We start from the raw sequence: 20,686 nt of genomic DNA on the forward strand, positions 1-20,686 counted from the left end.
CCGGTGTGCGCCGCGAGGTGCGCACCCGTGAGGTTGGGGGTGTGCCGGCCCCGACGTCGCCCGGCGCGAGCCGAGCGGGCCGGGGACCGGCGGATGAAGTTGTTCTCGGGGAGCCGGGGGCTCCGGTGGTCAGGAAGGCAGGTGCGTCAGGAGGCGTCGAGCGGCTTGAGCGGTGCGACGTCGTCTGCTGCGAGGCGCGTGCGCTCGGCCGTGGCGTCGTCGGGCTCCTGCTCGGCGGCCTCCTCGGCTCCGGCGCGTGCCGTGTAGGAAGCGATCTCCGCGGCCTTCTGCTCGGCGGTCCAGCCGAGGAGCGGGGCGGCGATGTCGGCGATCTCGGGGAGTGCGCCGAGACCGCGGTCGAGCACCTCGTAGTTCAGGCGCGTGCGGTGCAGCAGGAGGTCCTCCAGGTGGAGGGCGCCCTCGTGGGTCACGCCGTAGCTGATCTCGGCCCGCAGGTACGCGGGGGCGTGCTCGAGCGGCTTGGCGAGCGAGGGGTCGGCCTGGCACAGCGCGACGATGTCTCGCAGGTTCGAGCCGTAGCGGTGGAGCAGGTGGTCGACCATCTGCGGGGTCCAGCCGAACTTCGAGGCCCACGGCCGCGCCTGGCGCCGGACCGCGTCGAGGCCGACCGCACCGAGCAGCGGGATCTTGTCCGTGATCGACGGCAGGGCCGCGGCACGCTGGCCGATCGCGAAGTCGACCGCGTCCTTGGCCATGACCCGGTACGTCGTGAGCTTGCCGCCCGCGATGACCGTGAGACCCGGGGTGGGGGAGGCCGTGGTGTGCTCGCGCGAGACCTTGGCCGAGCTGGTGCCCTCCTTGGTGCCGGGCTGGAGCAGCGGGCGCAGGCCCGCGTAGGTCCCGATGATGTCGTCGCGCGTCAGGGGCTGGGCGAGGACCGCGTTCGCGTGCTCGAGGATGTACTCGATGTCCGCGGACGTGGCGACCGGGTGCGTGAGCTCCTGCTCCCAGGGGGTGTCGGTCGTGCCGATGACCCAGTAGCGGGACCACGGGATGATGAAGAGGACCGACTTCTCGGTCTGCAGGATCAGGCCGACCTGGCCCTTGATGCGCTCGCGCGGGACGACGATGTGGACGCCCTTCGAGGCCAGGACGCGCAGCCCGCCGTCGGTGCCGGCGAGGGCCTCGGTGTCCTCGGTCCACACGCCCGTCGCGTTGATGACGGCGCGGGCGCGGACCGTGATGCGCCTGCCCGTCTCGAGGTCCTCGAGGATCGCGCCGTTGACCGCGCCCGTCGAGCCCTTGGTCAGCTCGACGACCTGGGTCCGGGACGCGGCGTGTGCCCCGTAGGAGGCCGCGGTGCGGATCAGGGTGGAGACCAGGCGTGCGTCGTCGACCGAGGCGTCCCAGTACTGGACGGCACCGATCGCGGCGTCGTGCGCGAGGTCGGGGAACTTGCGCTCCATCTGCTTGCGCGAGAGGTGGCGGTGCAGCGGCAGCGCCCGCTTGCCCGGAGCCATGCTCGCGAGCGTGTCGTACAGCGCGATCCCGGCGCCGACGTAGGCACGCTCCCACACGCGGTGCTCGAGCGGGTACAGGAACGGGACCGGGCGCACGAGGTGCGGCGCGAGGTCCTTGATGAGCAGGTCGCGCTCGGTCAGCGCCTCGTGGACCAGGTGGAAGTCGAGCATCTGCAGGTAGCGCAACCCGCCGTGGACCAGCTTGCTCGACCTGCTCGACGTCCCGGAGGCCCAGTCCTGGGCCTCGACGATCGCGGTCGAGAGGCCACGGGTCACGGAGTCGAGGGCGATGCCCGCTCCGGTCACGCCTCCGCCGATCACGAGGACGTCGAGCTCCTGGTCCGCGCTGGTGCTCGCCTCGAGCGCTGACAGCGCCTGCTGGCGAGACTCTGCGGTGAGTCTGCTGGAAGTCATCCGATGGCCTTCTCTCGTCGTCGAACTGGTGCATCCCGAGGGACACAGCGGGAACTACGTCTCACTGTGACGTTCCCACGGGTGTGCGTCCCGCGCTAGCGGTACGACCCGGTCCCCGAGCGGGCACCGTTCCGTGGCACAGCGCTGTCGAAATGCCGCTGCACGTATTAACGTCAACATGTCAGGAACGTTCGCGCAAGCGCAGTGCACAAACGTGCAACAGTGGTGGGAGACCGGCAGATGGCGGATCGGGAGCAGGACGTCCTGCGGGCGGCCTCGATGTACTACCTCCAGGACATGAAGATGGAGGCGATCGCGAAGCACCTGAGGACCTCGCGGTCGACGGTCTCGCGGCTGGTCAAGAAGGCCCGTGAGACAGGTCTGGTGGAGATCACGCTCCGGCCAACGCAGAGTCGGGCGCCGGGGCTGGGCGCGCACATCTCGGCCACGTACGGCATCGACGCCTACGTCGTGCCCGTCCCGGACTCGACGCAGCAGGTCGACCGGCTCGACCAGGTCGCCCTGACGACCGCACGCCTGCTCGGCTCGTGGTTCGACTCCGACATGATCCTCGGCATCGCGTGGGGCACGACGCTCGCGGCGATCTCCCGGCACCTGAGCCGCAAGCCGACCCGAGGGTCCGCCGTCGTGCAGCTCAACGGGGCCGCGAACACCCGGACCTCCGGGGTGCACTACGCGGGTGACCTGATCGCCGGGTTCGGCGAGGCGTTCGACGCGCACGTGCACCATTTCCCAGTCCCCGCGTTCTTCGACTACGCCGAGACCAAGCAGGCGATGTGGCGCGAGCGGTCGGTCCGGCGCGTGCTGGACGTCCAGCGGCGGGCCGACGTCGCGCTGTTCTCCGTGGGCGCCGTCTCGGGTGGCGTCCCGAGCCACGTCTACTCGGCGGGCTACCTCGAGCCCGAGGACATCGCGGTGCTCGACGCCGAGGGGGTCGTGGGGGACGTGTGCACGGTGTTCCTGCGGGCCGACGGCACGTACCGCGACATCGCGCTCAACGAGCGCGCCACGGGCCCGGGGCCCGACGAGCTCCGGCGGATCCCGCAGCGCATCTGCGCGGTCGCGGGGGACAACAAGGTCGCGCCGCTGCGTGCGGCCTTGCGCGCCGGGGTCGTCACGCACCTGGTCGTCGACGAGATCACGGCATCGCACCTGATCGAGCAGGAGACGGGCCGGATCGCGGTCGCACGCACGCGCAATGAGAGTATGCATTTGGGTGCATGATTGCGCACCGGGCCGCGTCGCGGCGTAGATTGGGCGCGTGACGAGCACCTCGACCCCCACCCTGACGCTCCGCCCTGCCCTCCCGGCGGACGTGCGGGCCATCCGCGGGCTCGTCGAGCCCTACGCGCAGGCCCGCATCCTCCTGGCCAAGGAGATGGTCGGCTACTACGAGGCCGTGCAGGAGTTCGTCGTCGCGGACGTGGGGGAGCCGGGCGCCCCCGAGGTCGTCGGGTGCGGCGCGCTGCACGTCATGTGGGACGACCTCGCCGAGATCCGCACGCTCGCGGTGGACCAGGCCTGGCGCGGCCACAGGGTGGGGCACCAGCTCGTGGTCGAGCTCCTCGACCGCGCCCGCGCCCTGGGGCTCCGACGGGTCTTCTGCCTGACGTTCGAGGTCGACTTCTTCCGGGCGCACGGGTTCGAGGCGATCGACGGGACGCCCGTCTCGCCCGACGTCTATGCCGAGCTCCTGCGCTCGCACGACGACGGCGTGGCCGAGTTCCTCGACCTCGCCCGCGTGAAGCCCAACACGCTCGGCAACACGCGCATGCTCATCACGCTCTGAGGCGCCCCGGGCGTTCGCGTGGTCCGACGGGGCCGGCGGGCTCAGGCCGGGAGACGGTAGACGTCGCCGTCCTGCTCGAGCAGCCCGTCCTCGACGAGGCTCGCGACGCACCTCCCGAGCTGGGCAGCGTCCGGCCACAGTCCCGCGACCGCGTCGCGGTGCACCGGACCGTCCGCCGCGCGCAGCGCGCCCATGACTCGGCCCCGCGCCTGCCGGTCGGTGCCCTCCCAGGCCTGGGTCCGCCGTCGGGCTGCGTGCTCGTCCGGCGGGCTGCCCGCCGCACGCCACGCGCACAGGTCCGCGACCGGGCACTCGTCGCAGCGCGGCGAGCGCGCCGTGCACACGAGCGCGCCCAGCTCCATCGAGGCCGCGGCCCACAGGGCCGCGTCGTCGTCCTCGGTCGGCGCGACCAGGGTCGCGAGCCGACGCTCGGCCGCGGTGTACGACGGCGCAGGCAGCGCCGTCCCCGACACCGCGCGCGCCAGGACGCGCCGCACGTTCGTGTCCACGACGACGGCCCGCCGACCGTGCGCGAACGCCGTCACCGCCGCGGCTGTGTACTCGCCGACGCCCGGCAGCGCGAGCAGCTCGCCCGCGTCCTGCGGGACGCGACCCCCGTGCCGTTCGACGACGGCGCGCGCACAGTCTTGCAGGCGCAGGGCCCGGCGCGGGTAGCCGAGACGCCCCCAGGCGCGCAGCACGTCGGCCGTCGAGGCCGCGGCCAGGTCCGCGGGCTCGGGCCAGCGGTCCATCCAGGCGCGCCACGCGGGCTCGACCCGCACCACGGGCGTCTGCTGGAGCATGACCTCGCTGACCAGGACGCCCCAGGGGGAGCAGTCGTCGCGCCGCCACGGCAGGTCGCGGGCGTTCGCAGCGAACCATCGCCCGACGGCGTCGCGCAGGTCCGCGTGCGGGTCCGGGGCGGGGAGGCTCGCCAGGGCGGCGCGGGTTCCGGTGCGGGGAGCGGCGGCGTCGAGCGTGGTGGAGGAGAGCGGCATGATCCGACCATTCTCGCCGATGCGCGAGGGCGCGGTGTGGCAGTGACCGAACCGTCCCGCGCGGGACGTACCGTTGCCCCAGTGCGGGAACGCCCCGCGCCGACCGTCGAACGGAGCCGCACGTGAGCACGCCGCGAGGCACCCGGCCACCGACCGGGGCGACCCCGGTCCAGGGGCGCCCGGCAGACGGGGCGGGCGGGACGTCGTCGGGCAGGCCCACCTCCCGGACCCTGAGGGTGCGGCGGGTCGTCGCGCTCGTCCTGCTCGCGGTGATCGTCGTCGGCGTCGTGATGCTCGTCAAGGCGGCGATCGCGTTCGGCACCGGACTGCTCGCCGACGAGCCCCACGGCAAGGTCGCGCCACCCCCGCCGCAGGCCGTCGCGACCGGCGGCTACAAGAAGTGCGAGGTCAAGGACCTCACGCTCGGGCTCACGGTGTCGAAGGCCTCGTACGCCGACGGCGAGAACCCGTCCTTCTCGCTCACGCTCACGCACGTCGGCCGGCGGCCCTGCTTCGTCGACGCGTCCCCCGCCTCGCTCGAGCTCGTCGTGACCTCGGGCGAGGACCGCATCTGGTCGTCGGTCGACTGCCCGCCCGCCAAGAAGGTGCTCCTCATGGCCCCCGGCGACGCATATCCCCAGACCGTGGACTGGGCCCGCGTGCGGTCGGCCGCGGAGTGCCCCGCCGACCTGCCGGCACCCGGAGCAGGGGACTACAGCGCGGTCGTCGCGTCGACCGAGGTGGCCGGGCTGACGAGTGCGCCCGTGGTGTTCACGCTCCTCGCGCCGCCACCGCCGCCGGTCGAGACGCCACCCGCGACCGAGGCGCCCGTCGACGGCGCGGTGCCGCCGGCCGACGGGGCGGTGCCTCCTGCTGAGGGAGACCCGGCTGCGACCGGGGAGACGGCCCCGGATGACGGGACTGCTCCTGCGGACGGGGCGGTTCCTCCCGCTGACGGGGCCACTCCGTAGCGCTGGGCAGCTCCCGCGCGCACGCCCACACCCGGGGCACGGACCGTCGTGCTCCCGGGCAGCGCCCCCTGCCTGGCCCCCTGCCTGCGACGTGTGCGCTGCGCGTACGCCCGCGCCACCTGGGCCGTTGCGTTCGATGCTTGGTTGTCAGAGCTGGGCCGGGGTAAGCACCGGCTCGCTTCTGACAACTGATCGGGTGGTCGGGTGGGTTGGCTGCCAGCTCGTCGGGTCGGCTTGGTTGTCAGAGCTGGGCCGGGGTTTGCGCCGGCCCACTTCTGACAACTGATCGGGTGGTCGGGTGGGTTGGCTGCCAGCTCGTCGGGTCGGCTTGGTTGTCAGAGCTGGGCCGGGGTTTGCACCGGCCCACTTCTGACAACTGGTCGGCTGCGAGGCAAGCGACCAGAAGAGTTCCCGCAGCTACCGCTCGGTCCTAGACGTACCGCTCGAGGATGCTCGACTCCGCGAGCCGTGACAGGCCCTCACGGACTGCTCGGGCACGCTGCTCGCCCACGCCGTCCACGGCCATGAGGTCGTCGATGCTGGCCGCGAGCAGCTTCTGCAGCCCGCCGAAGTGCGTGACCAGGCGGTCGATGATGGTGCCCGGCAGGCGGGGGACCTTGGAGAGCAGGCGGTACCCGTGCGGTGCGACCGCGGCGTCGAGCGCCTCGCCACCTCCGGGCAGCTCGAGGACCCGGCCGATGATCGTGAGGTCGAGCAGCTGGGTCTGGTCCAGAGCGGCAAGCGCGTTCTTGACGTCCGCGAGCGAGCGCTCCTTGCGGCTGAGCTCGACGTAGTCGCGGATCACGGACTCGCGGTCCGAGCCGATCCCGCCGATCAGCTCGTCGAGCTGGAGCGCGAGGAGGCGGCCGTCGGTGCCGAGCTCGACGACGTAGCCGGCGATCTCCTCGGAGATGCGCCCCACCATCTCGAGGCGCTGGACCACGGCGCACACGTCGCGGACCGTGACGAGGTCCTCGATCTCGAGGGCGGACAGCGTCCCGCTGACCTCGTCGAGGCGGGCGCGGTAGCGCTCGAGCGTCGCGAGCGCCTGGTTGGCGCGCGACAGGATGGTGTCCGAGTCCTCGAGCACGTAGCGCAGGCCGCCGACGTAGAGCGCGACGATCCGCATGGACTGGCTCACCGAGATGACCGGGAAGCCGCTCTGCTTGGCGACGCGCTCGGCCGTGCGGTGACGCGTGCCGGACTCGGTGGTCTCGATCGTGGGGTCCGGGAGGAGCTGCACGGCCGCGCGCAGGATCCGGTTCGCGTCGCGGTCCAGGACCACGGCGCCGTCCATCTTGGAGAGCTCGCGCAGCCGGGTCGCCGAGAAGCCGACGTCCAGCACGAACCCTCCCGAGCACATGGTCTCGACGACCTTGTCCAGGCCCAGCACGATCAGTGCGCCCGTCCGACCTCGAAGGATGCGCTCGAGCCCGTCGCGGAGCTCGGTACCGGGGGCCACTGCGGCGAGGGTCTCCCGGAGCAGGTCGTCAGGATGCACAGGGGAGTTGGCCACGTGGGCATCTTACGCTGCCAGGTTGTCTCAGGGGCAGGAAAACGCCGTTCGGGGACAACTGGAGGTCACGATGGGATCACGGTTGCCCGACGTCGAACCGGGAGCGCTCCTGCTGCGGGGGCAGGTGGCCGCCGCGCGCGAGCTCGACGGCCTCTCCCAGGTGCTGCGCCGGCAGGACCGTCATGCCCGCCGGGGGCTTGGGAGACGACCCGTGCGGCACCACGGCCCGGGTGAAGCCGAGCCGCGCGGCCTCGGCGAGCCGGCGGTCGAGGCCCGCGACCGGCCGGATGTCCCCGGCCAGCCCGACCTCGCCGATCGCGATGGTTCCCGGGGGCATGACTTGGTCCTCGCGGGCCGAGAACGTGGCCAGTGCGATGGACAGGTCCGCCGCGGGCTCGCTGACCCGTGCGCCGCCGATCGTCGAGACGTACACGTCCTGGTCGACGAGGCGGACCCCGGCGTGCCGGTGCATGACCGCCAGGATCATCGCGAGACGGCTCGAGTCGATCCCGCTCGTGGTGCGCCGCGGGTTGGCCAACGAGCTGGGGACCACGAGCGACTGGATCTCGAGGGCGAGGGGCCGGCGGCCCTCGAGCGTCACGGTGATGCACGTGCCGGGCACGCCGGCCCCGGAGTGCGAGAGGAACAGCCCGCTGGGGTCGGCCAGTCCCACGATGCCCGTCTCCGAGAGGTCGAAGCACCCGACCTCGTCCGTGGGGCCGTAGCGGTTCTTGATCGCGCGGACGAGGCGCAGGCGGGAGTGCCGGTCGCCCTCGAACTGGCACACGACGTCGACGAGGTGCTCGAGCGTGCGGGGCCCGGCGACCGAACCGTCCTTGGTGACGTGCCCGACGAGGATCACGGGCAGGTCGCGCTCCTTGGCCGCGGCGATTAGCGCGGCGGCGACCTCGCGGACCTGGCTCACGCCGCCGGGGGCGCCGTCGACCTGGGCCGAGGCGATGGTCTGCACCGAGTCCACCACCAGGAGGTCCGGGTCGGTCGCCTCGATGTGCCCCAGGACCGTCGCGAGGTCCGTCTCGGCCGCGAGCAGCAGGCCAGGGGCGAGCGCCCCGACACGCTCCGCACGCAGCCTGACCTGCCCGGCCGACTCCTCGCCGGTGACGTACAGGACCGTGCGGGGCTTCGGGGCGGGGCGAGGGGCGTCCTCCGGGGACACGGCCTTGTCGCTCACCCCGGCCGCGACGTTGCTCGCGACCTTGAGCAGGAGCGTCGACTTGCCGACTCCAGGCTCCCCGGCGAGCAGCACCACGGCCCCCGGGACGATCCCGCCGCCCAGCACGCGGTCGAACTCCGCGACTCCCGTGGGCGTGGCCCGCGCGGTCTCCACGTCGATCTCGCCGATGGGGCGGGCGGGGGAGCGCGTGGGCGCGACTGCCGCGGTGCGCGGCCCTGCCGACGCTGCGGCCTCCTCCGTGACGGTGCCCCACTCCTGGCACTCGCCGCAGCGACCGACCCACTTGGCCGTGGTCCAGCCGCACTCGCCGCAACGGTAGGCGGGCCGGGCCGGGCGCTTGCTCGCGGCGCGCGAGCCCGCGGAGGTCGATGTCGTCACGGGCGCCACGCTAGCGACAGGCACCCACACGCACCGACACGCACCGCGGGCCCAGGTCCGGCGAGCGCAGGTGTGTCCGGTCGCGCGCTGAAGCGCGGCTGCTCATCATGTACCCATGCGACGGCTCCGGAAGGACAGCCCGTGGTGGACGGTCATCACCACCCTCGGCTCGCTCGCGGCGTGCCTGCTCCTCTTCTACGGCGTGCCCCTCGGGGACTCCGAGCGTGAGTGGACGCAGATCCTGTTCTTCGTGGTCGGGTTCGTCGGGCTCTGCTACCTCGTCACGTTCCAGGTGCGCCGCCAGCTGCGTGCGGGCCGTGAACCCAGCGTGCGGGTCCAGTCGGTCGTCGGGCTGCTGTCGCCCATCATCATCTTCTTCGCGATCGCCTACTACCTCCTCGCGATCCACAGCGACGCGGAGTTCGTCGGGATCGAGACGCGCACCGACGCCCTCTACTTCACGGTCGTCACGCTCGGGACCGTCGGGTTCGGGGACATCCACCCGGTGGGGCAGGCGGCGCGGGTCGTCACGATGGTCCAGATCCTGTTCGACCTCGCGGTCATCGGCATCCTCGTCGCGGTCGCGACCCAGCGGCTCGAGTCGCGCGCACGGTGGCGTGAGGCCCACGGCGAGCCCGGCGAGTCCGCGGCCGGACCTCACGAGCGCTGACGCAACGACGCGGGGCCCACCGAAAAAACACACCGGCAAAGTTTCGGCGCTGAGCGCCGTTGTGACGCTCCCAAGACGCTCTTCCAGCACATCGCCGCAGGTCACAGCCTGGGCAGGGGTGCATGTGAGCGCTCATATCAAGCAAGCAGAACCGGACCAATCACCGAAAACCATTGCGTTCAGCGTTTCTGTGTGCCATCTTTCCGGGGACCGAACCATCTCGACGAGGAGAGGTGTACGCCCGTGAAGAAGCGAGCGACCAGACCCCAGCACGTCCCGGGCGGCAGAGCCCGGCTGACGATCGCGAGCACGTTGACCCTTGCCGTCGCCACGACGGGACTCATCGTCCCCTCGCTGGCCCAGGCCGCTCCGAACGCGGACGTGGGGTACCCCGTGTTCAGCGGGGACGCGAAGCCCGTCCCTGCGGAGGGGACCGGCTACCACGTGCGCAACCAGCTCCAGGCGATCTTCGACGCCGACGTCGCGGCCGGAGCCGGGAGCGGGACCGACAAGGATTTCTGGATCGACAAGATGCTCGCCCGCACGGGCAACACGCCGGGCGGCTCGAACGGCGACGCGAACCAGTGGCTGTTCAGCCGTGGCCGTGCGGTCTTCATGAAGACCCACCAGCCCGCCACGCTCGGTTTCGGCGGAGAGGTCGCGTACTGGGAGTCGCTCGCGGGCGGCCAGGGTGCGTACACCATCACGGTGAACGTCAACGGGTCGAACGTGACCCTCACCGAGGACGCGTCGGCCCGCAAGCAGACCCCCAGCTACTGGCGCAGCACGTTCAACAACACCGCACAGGGCCTGCGCGTGGTGCAGACCAAGTTCATCACCGACGCCAACGTGGCCGTCACGAACCTCACGGTCTCGAGCACGAACGGCACGGCCAAGCAGGTCCGGATCTCGGCCGCGTCGTCGTTCGCCAAGACCCCCGAGGGCGACGAGCTCACGGGCTCGGTCCAGGCGTTCAACAAGCTGACCACGGTCTTCCCGCGCCTCTCGGGAGACGGCTTCTCCCCGGCCGACGGCGCGATCACGCGCACGCTCGACGTCCCCGCGACGGGCTCGGCGAGCACCAAGGTCCAGCTCGGGTTCGTCACCGAGGAGATCCCCGAGTCGCGCACCGACTACGACGCGTTCCGCGCGGCGACCCCGGGGGCCGCCTACACCGCGCACGTCACGGCCTACAACCAGTGGTGGGCAGACAACGTGCCCTACCTGGACACGCCCGAGGACAACATCGACAAGACGCTCTTCTACCGCTGGTGGCTGATGCGCTTCAACTTCCTCGACGCCAACATCCCGGGCAACGACTTCCAGTTCCCCACCTCGATGGAGGGCGTGCTGGGCTACAACAACAACATCGTCCTGACCACGGGCATGTTCATCGACGACCTCAAGTACTTCCGTGACCCCGTCTACTCGTACGGCCCCTGGGTCTCCGCGGGCGAGGTCGCCAAGAGCGGCAAGTACGTCGACAACCCGGGTGACCCCGCGAACTGGTCCAACAGCTACACGCAGTACATCTCCGAGGCCGCGTGGCGCTCGTACCAGCTGCACGGCGGACCGACCGTGATCGCCCAGAACCTCGCGCAGTATGCCGAGCGGGACGTCAAGGACCTGCAGGCCTCCTTCGACAACGACGGCAACGGCCTCATCGAGTACAACTGGGGCGCCATGACGGGCAACGACGCCGACGCGGTGTCGTTCCACTGGCGCGCGGGCAACATGGACCGCACCGAGAACGCCTACCTGTACTCCAACGCCAAGGCGTCGGCCGCGGCCTACCGGACCGCGGGCAACGAGACCAAGGCGGCCGAGATGGACGCCTTCGCCGCGCAGATCAAGGCAGCCGTCCTGGAGTACCTCTGGGAGCCCGCGCGCGAGACGCCCGACGAGGTGGGCCTGAAGGGCAACCTCCTCAAGCACCGTCACGTCGCGACCGACGCGCTGGTGCCGTGGAAGGAGATCAACAACTACTACCCGTTCAGCGTGGGCCTCATGCCCAAGCCGGGTGACGCGGACTACGACCAGCCGTACGTCGAGGCCCTGCGTCTCTTCGCGGACGACGAGCAGTACCCCGTCTTCCCGTTCTTCACGGCCAACCAGGCGGACCAGGCGGCCTACGGCGGACCGGGCAGCAACAACTTCTCGGTCATCAACTCGACCGTGTCGTTCCGCATGCTCTCGAGCGTCCTGCGCGACTACCCGAACGACTACGTGGACGCCGAGCTCTACAAGAAGCTCCTCTACTGGAACGCCTGGTCGCACTACCAGAACAACGGCGACAACCGGTACCCGGACCAGAACGAGTTCTGGTCGAACGGCACGGCCGACCCGCAGAACATCGGCTACCGCTCGTGGATCCACCACACGATCCTCGGCACGACGAACTTCACCATGATCGAGGACGCGATGGGCCTGCGCCCGCGCTCGGACGACAAGATCGAGCTCGCCCCCATCGACATCGACTGGGACCACTTCACGGTCAACAACGTCCGGTATCGCGACAAGGACCTCACGATCACGTGGGACGCGCCGGGCGGCGAGAAGCACTACGGCGCCGACGTCCCCGAGGGGTACTCGGTCTTCCTCGACGGTGAGCTCGCGTTCACGGTCGACGAGCTCGCGCACGTGACCTACGACCCGTCCACGGGCACGGTCGACGCCCCCGCCGGCGTCACGGTGACCACGGCCGAGCAGCGTCGGGTGCAGGCTCCGCAGGACGTCGTGTTCGCCGCGGACGCTCGCGTCGTGGACATGATGGCCAAGGCGGGCGCCGACGTCTCCCCGGCCTCGGCCGGCTCGACGAACCTCGCCCAGGGCAAGCCCGTCACGGCCTCGTTCTCCGCGAACGGCCGTGGTCCGGCAGGCGCCGTCGACGGCACGACGGTCAACGAGCCCTTCTGGGGCACCGCGGGCTCGCCGAACGCCAAGGACTCGCTCGAGGTGGACCTGGGCTCGGCCCAGAAGGTCGACGACGTGCGCGTCTACTTCTACCGTTCGTCCTCGACCGCGACCGTCGCGGGCTACTCGGCCCCGGCTCTCTACACGGTCGAGTACCTCGACGGGACGCAGTGGAAGCCCGTGCCGGCGCAGTCGCGCGCCCCGCTGTTCCCGCAGGGCAACTTCAACCACGTGCAGTTCCCCGAGGTCACGACCTCGAAGCTCCGCGTGACCGTGACCCACGCGGCGGGCACCAGGACCGGCATCAAGGAGGTCCAGGCCTTCTCGACCGGGGTCGAGGCGCCCGCCTCGACCAACCAGGCGCCCAAGGCCGACGCGTGGACGGACTCGACGTACAACCAGGCCGGCTCGGCCCGCCTGCTGGGCACCGCCCAGGACGACGGTCTGCCGAACGGTCAGATCACGTCGGGCTGGTCCGTCGAGGCGGCTCCCGAGGGCGGCAGCGCGGTGTTCGACAACCCGAAGGCCACGACGTCGGTCGTGCGTTTCACGAAGTCCGGCGCCTACACCCTGCGCCTGACGGTGTCGGACGGCGAGCTCACGTCGACCAAGGACGTCGTCGTCCAGGCGACCGCGCTCTCGGACGGCGAGATCAACGTCGCCTCCACGGCCACCCCGACCGCGGACTACACCGCGGGCTGGAACAACGTCGACGCGGTCAACGACGGCAAGCCGTCGTTCTTCACGGGAGGTGCCGGCACGGACCTGTGGGGCACCTGGTCGGGCTCTCGCCCGGAGAGCCGTTGGTTGCAGTACGACTTCGAGGCCCCGGTCCGGGTGGACAAGGCGTCGATCGACTTCTGGACCGACACGACCACGGGGGGTGACGGCGTGGCCGTGCCCAAGGCGTGGAAGCTCCAGTACTGGGACGCGGCCGGAGGGGGCACGTGGAAGGACGTGACGAACCCGTCGGCGTACGGTACCGAGCGCCTCAAGACCAACGAGGTGACGTTCGACGCCGTCACGACGAGCCGGCTGCGTGCCGTCTTCACCGCCCTGCCCAACGCAGCGGGCACGAGCAACTCTGCCGTGGGCGTGTCCGAGTGGCGCGTCTTCGCGGCTCCCGCGGTCTCGGCCGCGGACGTCCACGTGCGGACCGCCGTCGGGACCCTGCCCCAGCTGCCGGGCACCGTCGCGGTGACCTACGCGGACGGCTCGGTCGTCGAGAACGGTGTCGCCTGGGGCGCCGTGGACGCGGCGCAGGTCGAGCAGATCGGCGACTTCACGGTCCAGGGCTTCGTGTCCGGGACGACCCTGGTCGCCCAGGCGACCGTCTGGGTGCGTGGCCCGGACGCCGTCCAGATCAACACCATCGCCGACACCGCGGTCTCGACCGCGGTCGGTACCGCGCCGGTCCTCCCTGCCTCGGTCACGGTCCAGTACAACGACGGTTCGCAGCAGAGCGGGATCGCGGTGACCTGGGACGCGGTCGAGCCCGGGAAGTACGCCAAGGACGGCACGTTCGAGGTCACGGGGGCGGTCGAGGGCACCGACAAGCGGGCCAGGGCGACCGTCACGGTCGGCACCGGCGAGGGCCAGCCCGAGCCGGACGTCGCGGTCACGGTGACCGCGAGGTCGCAGTGCGTGGGCAAGGTCGCAGGGCTCACGGTCCGGGTCGTGAACGACGAGGAGGTCCCGGTGGACGTCAAGGTCACGACGCCGTTCGGCGCCAAGACCTTCGCCGGCGTGGCGCCGGGCAAGTCCGCCAGCCAGACCTTCAGCGCCCGCAAGGACGCGATCGAGGCAGGGGCCGTGAGCGTCGTCGCGACCGCGACGGTCGACGGCGCCCAGGTCACGACCGAGGTCGAGCAGGCGTTCGACGCCGTCAGCTGCGGGTAGCCAGCGAACGACCGTCGGGGGCGGCGGCTGCAAACGCCGCCCCCGACGGTGCCAGACCGCGCACCCCGGGGGAGAGGGAACCCTCGGGGTGCGCGCCCCTCATCTCCTGCCCGCCCGGGTGGCGCTCGCGGAGGACACGCCGACGTGTCCCTCCGGTCGCCCGGCGAGGGTGGGCCGAGCAGACCGGAGAGCACCGTGAGCCCCACCAGATCGTTCCTCGAACCACCGCGCAGGACCGCGCGCGGTGGCCCGTCCGTCACCGCGGCAGCGGCCGTCGTGGCTGTCGTCGCCTCGACCGCGTTCGCGCTCGGCGCGGGTCAGGCCACCGCGGCCACGCAGCCCGACGGCGGAGCACCCGTCCCGCAGGCCGCCGCGGCCCCGGCGTCGTACACCTTCACGAGCCCCCACAACCCGATCCTGGGCGACGGTTCGTACTACTCGGCCGACCCCGCGCCGCTCGTGGTGCCCGCAGGTGCGCCGGGCAACGACACGGCCTCGGACCAGCTCTACGTCTACACGGGGCACGACGAGGCGGGCCCGACCACGAACGACTTCATCATGAACGAGTGGGGCGCGTTCGTGACCGACGACGCCCTTGCCACGGGATCGACGGGCGAGTGGACGCACCACCCGTCGCTCATGCGTCCCGAGCAGGTCTTCTCGTGGGCGACCCCGGGCCGGGCCTACGCGGGCCAGGTCGTGCCCGGTGCCGACGGCCGCTACTACTGGTACGTGCCGGTGCACGAGGCCGTGAGCACCGCGGAGGACAAGTTCGGGATCGGGGTCGCGGTCTCCGACTCGCCGACCGGCCCCTGGACGGACCACGTGGGCGCGCCGATCATCTCGCAGAAGGTGCCCACCGCGAACACGATCCACAACATCGACCCCACGATCCTCGTGGACGGCGAGGGCGCGTCGCAGAAGGTCTACGTCTACTGGGGGAGCTTCGGCAACCTCCGCATGCTCGAGCTCGGCCAGGACATGAAGACCCCGGTGGGCTCTGTCAGGACCGTGAGCGGCCTGACGGGCTTCTTCGAGGGGGCGTGGGCCTTCGAGCGCAACGGGACCTACTACATGGCGTACGCGGGGAACAACGCCGGTGCGACGTCGTCGTGCACCCCGGCGAACTACCACGCGTGCATCGGGTACGCGACGGCCGCGTCGCCCGCCGGCCCGTGGACGTACCGCGGGACGATCCTCGACCCGGTCTCCTCGACCACGAGCCACCCCGGGATCGTCGAGTACGACGGCGAGTGGCGCCTGGTCTACCACACGGCCGACGCCGTGGGCGGGAACCACTTCCGTCGCTCGGTCGCGATCGACACGCTGCGCTGGGACGACTCCCGGTCCCCGGCCCGGATCGAGAAGGTCGTGCCGACCCCGGCCCGCACGGCCGACCGGACCCCGCGCGCGAACGTCGCCCAGGAGGCCCGGGTCACGGTGTCGAACGACCCCGTGCCCACGCAGTACTGGATCAAGGCGCTCAACGACGAGATCGTGCGCCCGAACCCCCTGCCCCCGGACATGTGGGGCACCTGGACGGGGAACAACCCGGCCCAGCAGTGGGTCCAGTACACGTGGGCCACGCCCGTGCGGGTGAACGGCTCGCAGATCGACTTCTGGAACGACCAGCCGCAGGGCACGGGCGTGGGCGTCGCGGCTCCGGCCGCGTGGCGCATCCAGTACTGGGACGCGACCGCGGGCGCGTGGACCGACGTCCGCAACCCGAGCGCCTACGGGACCTCGACCAACGGCTTCCAGAGCACGACGTTCGACGCCGTGACCACGACCCAGCTCCGCGCCGTCCTGGACGCCTCGACCAACGGCAGCACGTTCTCGGGCGTCGCGGTCGAGGAGTGGAAGGTGCTCGCGGCCCAGCCCGCCGCGATCGACGGGCCGGCCCTGACGGTCGAGATCGGCGAGGCCGAGCTGCCGGGCACGGTCACGGCGACCTACCCCGGCGACCCCGACGAGACGCTCGCGCTCCCCGTGTTCTGGGACGCGGTCGACCCGTCCTCGGTGGCGCAGGCGGGGACCTTCACGGTCGAGGGCTCGGTGCTCGGCTATGCCGCCGGGCGGGTCACGGGCACCGTGACCGTCGTGGACCCGGCCGACACCGAGGGGGACGAGACGGCCCCGGAGGTCGCGTTCTCGGTCAGCGGCTCGGCGGGCACGAACGGGTGGTACCGCTCCGACGTCACGGTCCGGGTCACGGGCACCGACGACGGCGGGGGCCGGGTCACGCTCGCCACGCGGGTCGACGACGCCGCGTGGTCGAGCACACCGAGCGTCCGGTTCGTCGACGTCGCGGTGGGCGGCGACGGCCGGCACGTCGTGGCGGCGCGCGCCACGGACAACGCAGGGAACGTCTCGACCGAGAGTTCCCAGACCGTCGCGATCGACCGCACGGCTCCTGTGAGCACCGGGGTGCTCGACGAGACCGCCCGCACGGTCACGGTCACCGCGACCGACGCGACGTCCGGAGTGGCGCGCATCGAGTACTTGGTCGGGACCGGCGCGTGGACCGAGTACACCGGTCCCGTCGCCGCCCCGGACTCGAACAAGCACGACGTGTCGTTCCGGGCGATCGACGCGGCCGGCAACGCCGGGACGGCCCAGCGCCTCACGATCGCGGCCGACGTCTCGGGCCCCTTGACCGGCAACGTCGCGCCCATCGCGACGCCGAGCGCGTCCTACACCGCCGGCTGGAACTCCCTGGGTGCGATCAACGACGGTCTGGTGCCGAGCAACCCGAGCCAGGGCCAGCTCTGGGGCACGTGGTCGGGCGAGCGTCCCGAGAGCCAGTGGCTCCAGTACGACTGGGCCCGGCCGATCGTCCTCACGGGGGCCGAGATCCAGTTCTGGCAGGACTCCCCGCAGGGGACGGGCAACGGGGTGGCCCAGCCCGCCTCGTGGTCGCTGCAGTACTGGGATGCCTCGGGACAGGGGGCGTGGAAGGACGTCGCGAACCCCTCGGGCTACGGCACGAGCACCACGGCGCTCAACACCGTGACGTTCGACCGGGTCACCACGTCCCGGCTGCGCGCCGTGATCCACGCGGACGGTGACGGGACGAGCTACTCGGCCGTCGCGGTCTCCGAGCTGCGGGTCATGGCCGACGACCCGGGCACCGGTCCCGGGGCGCCCGAGGTCGCCGTGAGCGTGACGGCGACCCCGAGGTGCGTGGACGGTACCGCGCAGCTCGCGGTGCGGGTCGTCAACGACGAGCCCGCACCGGTCTCGGTGCAGGTCCGGACCCCCTTCGGCACCAAGTCGTTCGTCGGGGTCGCCCCGGGGAAGTCCGCGGCGCAGACCTTCTCGGCCCGCTCCGCCGGTGCCGAGGCGGGGGTCGTGACGGTGGTCGCGACCGGGCAGGTCGACGGCCAGGACGTGACGAGCACGTCCGAGGTGCCCTACGCGGCCCTGGCCTGCGGCTGAGGCGACCACCGCGGCCCGGCCCCCCGCCGGGCCGCGGCGGTCGACGCTTCCGCGCGGCTGCGCGGTCACTGGCGTGGCACGCCATAGGCTGGCGCGAGCACCGGTCGGATCGAGGGGAGCGTCATGAGCCAGCAGACGGGTCGGCAGCGCCCGGCGTCGCAGGACGGTCCGGGTCTGCGGGACAGCAGGCACGGTCGCGCGCCCTCGTCGGCCGTCTACGCCCGACGGCGCCTCGTCGCCCTGGGCGTGCTGCTCGCCCTGCTCGCGGGCGTGGTGGGCTTCGCTGCTCTCGTGTGGCCGGGGTTCGCCCGGGCGGGCGAGGCCGAGGCGCCTGCGGAGGTCACGGTGACCGAGGCGCCGCCGACCCCCACGATCGAACCGGTCGAGCGTTCCGCCTCGACCGAGTTCGCCAAGGTCCTCCCGGACGCCGTCCTCCAGTTCGCGCTCCGGTCGGAGGCGCTGACCGACGCGTACGGCGACGCGGGGGCGATCGAGGGGCACGAGCTGACCTACGCGGACGGCGAGGGTGACGCGGCGAGCACCGTGACGGTCCTCGCGGGACAATGGGGCAACGACGACGAGGCAGAGGTGGCCTACGACGAGCTGCTCGAGGCCGCGGTGGCTGCGGGGGGCGAACCCACGACCACGGGCGACGTCGAGGTCGACGGCAAGCCCGTGGGAACCTATGCCGTCACCCCGGTCGCCGCGGCAGCCGGGACGGCGACCGTCACCTGGCGCAACGGCACGGCCGTGCTGCAGGCGACGGGACCCGTCGACCAGATCGAGAAGTTCTACACAGCGTTCCCGCTGTAGCCCGCGAGGGGCCGCTGCGCCGGACGGTCCGACCGACCGGCCGACGCCGTGCGGGCCTCCCACGGAGGGCTGCAGGAGGGCCGGCCCACCGGGCCGGGACGCACGACCAGGAAGCAGGAACAACGATGTCCACGACGACCCACCAGGTCGACAGCCCCAGCAGCCCCACCCGTCTCGCGGTCCTCGGGACCGGCGTCATGGGCGAGACCGTGCTCGCCGGAGCCCTCCGTGCGGGGTGGCAGCCCGCGGACGTGGTCGCGACCGTGCGTCGCGCCGAGAGGGCGCAGGAGCTCGAGGGGCGCCACGGCGTCACGACCACGACGGACAACACCGCCGCGGTGCGCGAGGCGGGTCTCGTCGTGGTCGCCGTCAAGCCCAAGGACGTCGCGGCGCTGCTCGCCGAGGTCTCGCCCCACCTGGGCGAGGGGACCGTGGTGGTGAGTGTCGTCGTCGGGCTCTCGACGCGCTTCTACGAGGACAGGCTCCCGGCAGGGACTGCCGTGGTGCGCGTCATGCCGAACACTCCCTCGGTCATCGGCTCGGGTGTCAGCGCTGTCAGCGGCGGCGCCGCAGCGGGTGACGACGACGTGACCCTCGTCGAGCGGCTCCTGAGCCGTACCGGGCTCGTGGTCCGGGTCGCCGAGAAGGACCAGAACGCCGTGGCCGCGCTCTCGGGATCCGGGCCCGCCTACGTCTTCTACGTCGTCGACGCGCTCGCCGAGGCCGGGGTCCTGCTGGGCCTGACCCGCGCCGTGGCGCTCGAGCTCGCGACCGCGACCGTGCTGGGCTCGGCCCGCATGCTCGACGAGACGGGCGAGCACCCGGTCATCCTGCGCGAGAAGGTCTCCTCGCCCGGCGGCACCACGGTCGCGGCACTGCGAGCGCTCGACGACGGCGGCGTCAGGGCCGCGTTCCTCACGGCGCTCGAGGCCGCGCGCGACCGCTCGGAGGAGCTCGCCGCAGCCCTGGAGGCGCAGGCATGAGCGCCGACGTGGGGCGCACACGACCCCCCGCGATGTCGGACGTCGCCGAGCTCGCGGGCGTCTCGCACCAGACCGTCTCGCGGGTCCTCAACGACCACCCGAGCGTGCGCCCGCAGACGCGCGAACGGGTCCTCGACGCGATCGCGACGCTCGGGTACCGGCGCAACAGCGCGGCGCGCGCGCTCGTGACGGCGCGGTCCGGGACCATCGGCGTGGTCACGACGGGCTCGGCGCTCTACGGGCCGACGAGCACCCTCATCGCGGTCGAGGGCGCGGCGCGCGAGGAGGGGTACTTCGTGTCGGTCGCGACGATCCGTCGCTACGACGCCGAGACCATGCACACAGTCCTCGAGCACTTCATGGCCCAGGCGGTCGAGGGCATCGTGGTCATCGCGCCCCAGACGGACGTCGCGGCCGCGGTCGACTCGTTCCGGGCGCCCGTGCCGATCATCCTCATCGCGGCCCGCGAGCCGAACGAGGTGCACGCGGGGGCGCCCGGGACGGGGGCCGCGAGCATCCTGCCCATCGCAGTCGACCAGCGGCTCGGCGCGCGCGTCGCCACCGAGCACCTGCTCGACCTGGGGCACCGCTCAGTGGTCCACCTCGCCGGACCGCTCGACTGGTTCGACGCGCGCGAGCGTGCCAAGGGCTGGAACGACGCGCTCGCCGCCCGGGGCGTCCCGGAGATCGACCGCGAGATGATCCGCTGCTCGTGGTCGTCCGACGCGGGCTACGACGTCGGTCGTGACCTCGCGCGCCGGGTGGCGGACGGGAACGGGCCGACCGCGGTCTTCGCGGGCAACGACCACCTCGCCCTCGGTGTGCTCCAGGCCTTCTGGGAGGCCGGGGTCGTGGTCCCGCGCGACGTGTCGGTCGTCGGGTTCGACGACGTCGAGGGCTCGGCCCACTTCATCCCGCCGCTCACGACGGTCCGCCAGCCCTTCGCCGAGCTGGGCCGGCGCTGCATGGGGCTGCTGCTCGACGCGTTCGCCGGGTCCACGCGCGAGTCCACGCAGATCCCGCCGGACCTGGTGGTCCGGGCGAGCTCGGGACCGCCGAGCGCCTGAGGCAGGCGCGGGGCCCACCGGAGGGTGGTGCCGTGCTGCGCCGCCCGCGGACACCGTCCGCCCCACGAGGTTGCACCGAGGGGTTGGCCACCACTCCGTGTGAGCGCTAACATTCAGAAGCAGGGCATGGCAAGGCGCGA

General features: G+C 72.1%; 13 protein-coding genes. 9 read left to right on the top strand and 4 right to left on the bottom strand.

Annotation, left to right across the window (positions count from 1 at the left end; genetic code table 11):
- Positions 1 to 146 precede the first annotated feature (146 nt).
- Positions 147 to 1,895, bottom strand: coding sequence for a glycerol-3-phosphate dehydrogenase/oxidase (locus tag ASE15_RS10025; protein WP_056763123.1), 1,749 nt, complete (start codon positions 1,893 to 1,895; stop codon positions 147 to 149).
- 240 nt (positions 1,896 to 2,135) lie between these two features.
- Between ASE15_RS10025 and ASE15_RS10030 the strand changes: the two genes are divergently transcribed.
- Entirely contained in the window at positions 2,136 to 3,140 is a 1,005-nt protein-coding gene (locus ASE15_RS10030) for a sugar-binding transcriptional regulator (RefSeq protein ID WP_056763125.1), read from the top strand.
- 37 nt (positions 3,141 to 3,177) lie between these two features.
- Positions 3,178 to 3,705 carry an amino-acid N-acetyltransferase gene (locus ASE15_RS10035; RefSeq protein WP_056763127.1) on the top strand — a complete coding sequence of 176 codons (528 nt, stop codon included), beginning with the start codon at positions 3,178 to 3,180 and terminating at the stop codon, positions 3,703 to 3,705.
- 41 nt (positions 3,706 to 3,746) lie between these two features.
- On the opposite strand, the gene ASE15_RS10040 is transcribed toward ASE15_RS10035, so the two are convergent.
- Entirely contained in the window at positions 3,747 to 4,703 is a 957-nt protein-coding gene (locus ASE15_RS10040; protein WP_082618356.1) for an A/G-specific adenine glycosylase, read from the bottom strand.
- Positions 4,704 to 4,825: 122 nt separating this feature from the next.
- Here ASE15_RS10040 and ASE15_RS10045 point away from each other — a divergent pair, with 122 nt between their 5' ends.
- On the top strand, positions 4,826 to 5,674 hold the full coding sequence (locus ASE15_RS10045; RefSeq protein ID WP_157257534.1) for a hypothetical protein: 849 nt from the start codon (positions 4,826 to 4,828) through the stop codon (positions 5,672 to 5,674).
- A 430-nt stretch (positions 5,675 to 6,104) separates the two neighbouring features.
- On the opposite strand, the gene disA is transcribed toward ASE15_RS10045, so the two are convergent.
- Complete coding sequence (disA, locus tag ASE15_RS10050) at positions 6,105 to 7,190, bottom strand: DNA integrity scanning diadenylate cyclase DisA (RefSeq protein WP_056649680.1); 1,086 nt, start codon at positions 7,188 to 7,190, stop codon at positions 6,105 to 6,107.
- Between the two features lie 76 nt (positions 7,191 to 7,266).
- The gene (radA, locus tag ASE15_RS10055) at positions 7,267 to 8,763 is read right to left on the bottom strand and encodes a DNA repair protein RadA (RefSeq protein ID WP_056650016.1); all 1,497 of its coding nucleotides are present in this window, start codon (positions 8,761 to 8,763) and stop codon (positions 7,267 to 7,269) included.
- Positions 8,764 to 8,878: 115 nt separating this feature from the next.
- Here radA and ASE15_RS10060 point away from each other — a divergent pair, with 115 nt between their 5' ends.
- The 6 genes from ASE15_RS10060 to ASE15_RS10085 all read left to right on the top strand — a co-directional run bounded on the left by ASE15_RS10060 (position 8,879) and on the right by ASE15_RS10085 (position 20,546).
- A complete protein-coding gene (locus ASE15_RS10060; RefSeq protein ID WP_082608800.1) occupies positions 8,879 to 9,433 on the top strand; it encodes a potassium channel family protein in 555 nt (184 codons plus the stop codon).
- A 243-nt stretch (positions 9,434 to 9,676) separates the two neighbouring features.
- Positions 9,677 to 14,245: an Ig-like domain-containing protein gene (locus ASE15_RS10065; protein WP_235534324.1), complete on the top strand. Its 4,569-nt coding sequence runs from the start codon at positions 9,677 to 9,679 to the stop codon at positions 14,243 to 14,245.
- 195 nt (positions 14,246 to 14,440) lie between these two features.
- Positions 14,441 to 17,683, top strand: a complete 3,243-nt coding sequence (locus ASE15_RS10070; protein ID WP_235534326.1) for a family 43 glycosylhydrolase — start codon at positions 14,441 to 14,443, stop codon at positions 17,681 to 17,683.
- Between the two features lie 123 nt (positions 17,684 to 17,806).
- Positions 17,807 to 18,496, top strand: coding sequence for a hypothetical protein (locus ASE15_RS20810; protein ID WP_056649683.1), 690 nt, complete (start codon positions 17,807 to 17,809; stop codon positions 18,494 to 18,496).
- Between the two features lie 125 nt (positions 18,497 to 18,621).
- The gene (proC, locus tag ASE15_RS10080; protein ID WP_056649686.1) at positions 18,622 to 19,479 is read left to right on the top strand and encodes a pyrroline-5-carboxylate reductase; all 858 of its coding nucleotides are present in this window, start codon (positions 18,622 to 18,624) and stop codon (positions 19,477 to 19,479) included.
- Positions 19,476 to 20,546 (top strand): LacI family DNA-binding transcriptional regulator, encoded by a 1,071-nt coding sequence (locus tag ASE15_RS10085; RefSeq protein WP_235534328.1) that lies wholly within the window; start codon positions 19,476 to 19,478, stop codon positions 20,544 to 20,546. Before proC ends, ASE15_RS10085 begins: the two co-directional genes overlap by 4 nt.
- Positions 20,547 to 20,686: the final 140 nt, after the last annotated feature.

Origin of the sequence: Oerskovia sp. Root22, assembly GCF_001429135.1 — a bacterium.
Classification (GTDB): domain Bacteria; phylum Actinomycetota; class Actinomycetes; order Actinomycetales; family Cellulomonadaceae; genus Oerskovia; species Oerskovia enterophila.

Bases quoted from the DNA above. Each gene is read 5' to 3' on its own strand.
- ASE15_RS10025 (WP_056763123.1), bottom strand. From the start codon at position 1,895: ATGACTTCCAGCAGACTCACCGCAGAGTCTCGCCAGCAGGCGCTGTCA.
- ASE15_RS10030 (WP_056763125.1), top strand. From the start codon at position 2,136: ATGGCGGATCGGGAGCAGGACGTCCTGCGGGCGGCCTCGATGTACTAC.
- ASE15_RS10040 (WP_082618356.1), bottom strand. From the start codon at position 4,703: ATGCCGCTCTCCTCCACCACGCTCGACGCCGCCGCTCCCCGCACCGGA.
- ASE15_RS10060 (WP_082608800.1), top strand. From the start codon at position 8,879: ATGCGACGGCTCCGGAAGGACAGCCCGTGGTGGACGGTCATCACCACC.
- ASE15_RS20810 (WP_056649683.1), top strand. From the start codon at position 17,807: ATGAGCCAGCAGACGGGTCGGCAGCGCCCGGCGTCGCAGGACGGTCCG.
- proC (WP_056649686.1), top strand. From the start codon at position 18,622: ATGTCCACGACGACCCACCAGGTCGACAGCCCCAGCAGCCCCACCCGT.
- ASE15_RS10085 (WP_235534328.1), top strand. From the start codon at position 19,476: ATGAGCGCCGACGTGGGGCGCACACGACCCCCCGCGATGTCGGACGTC.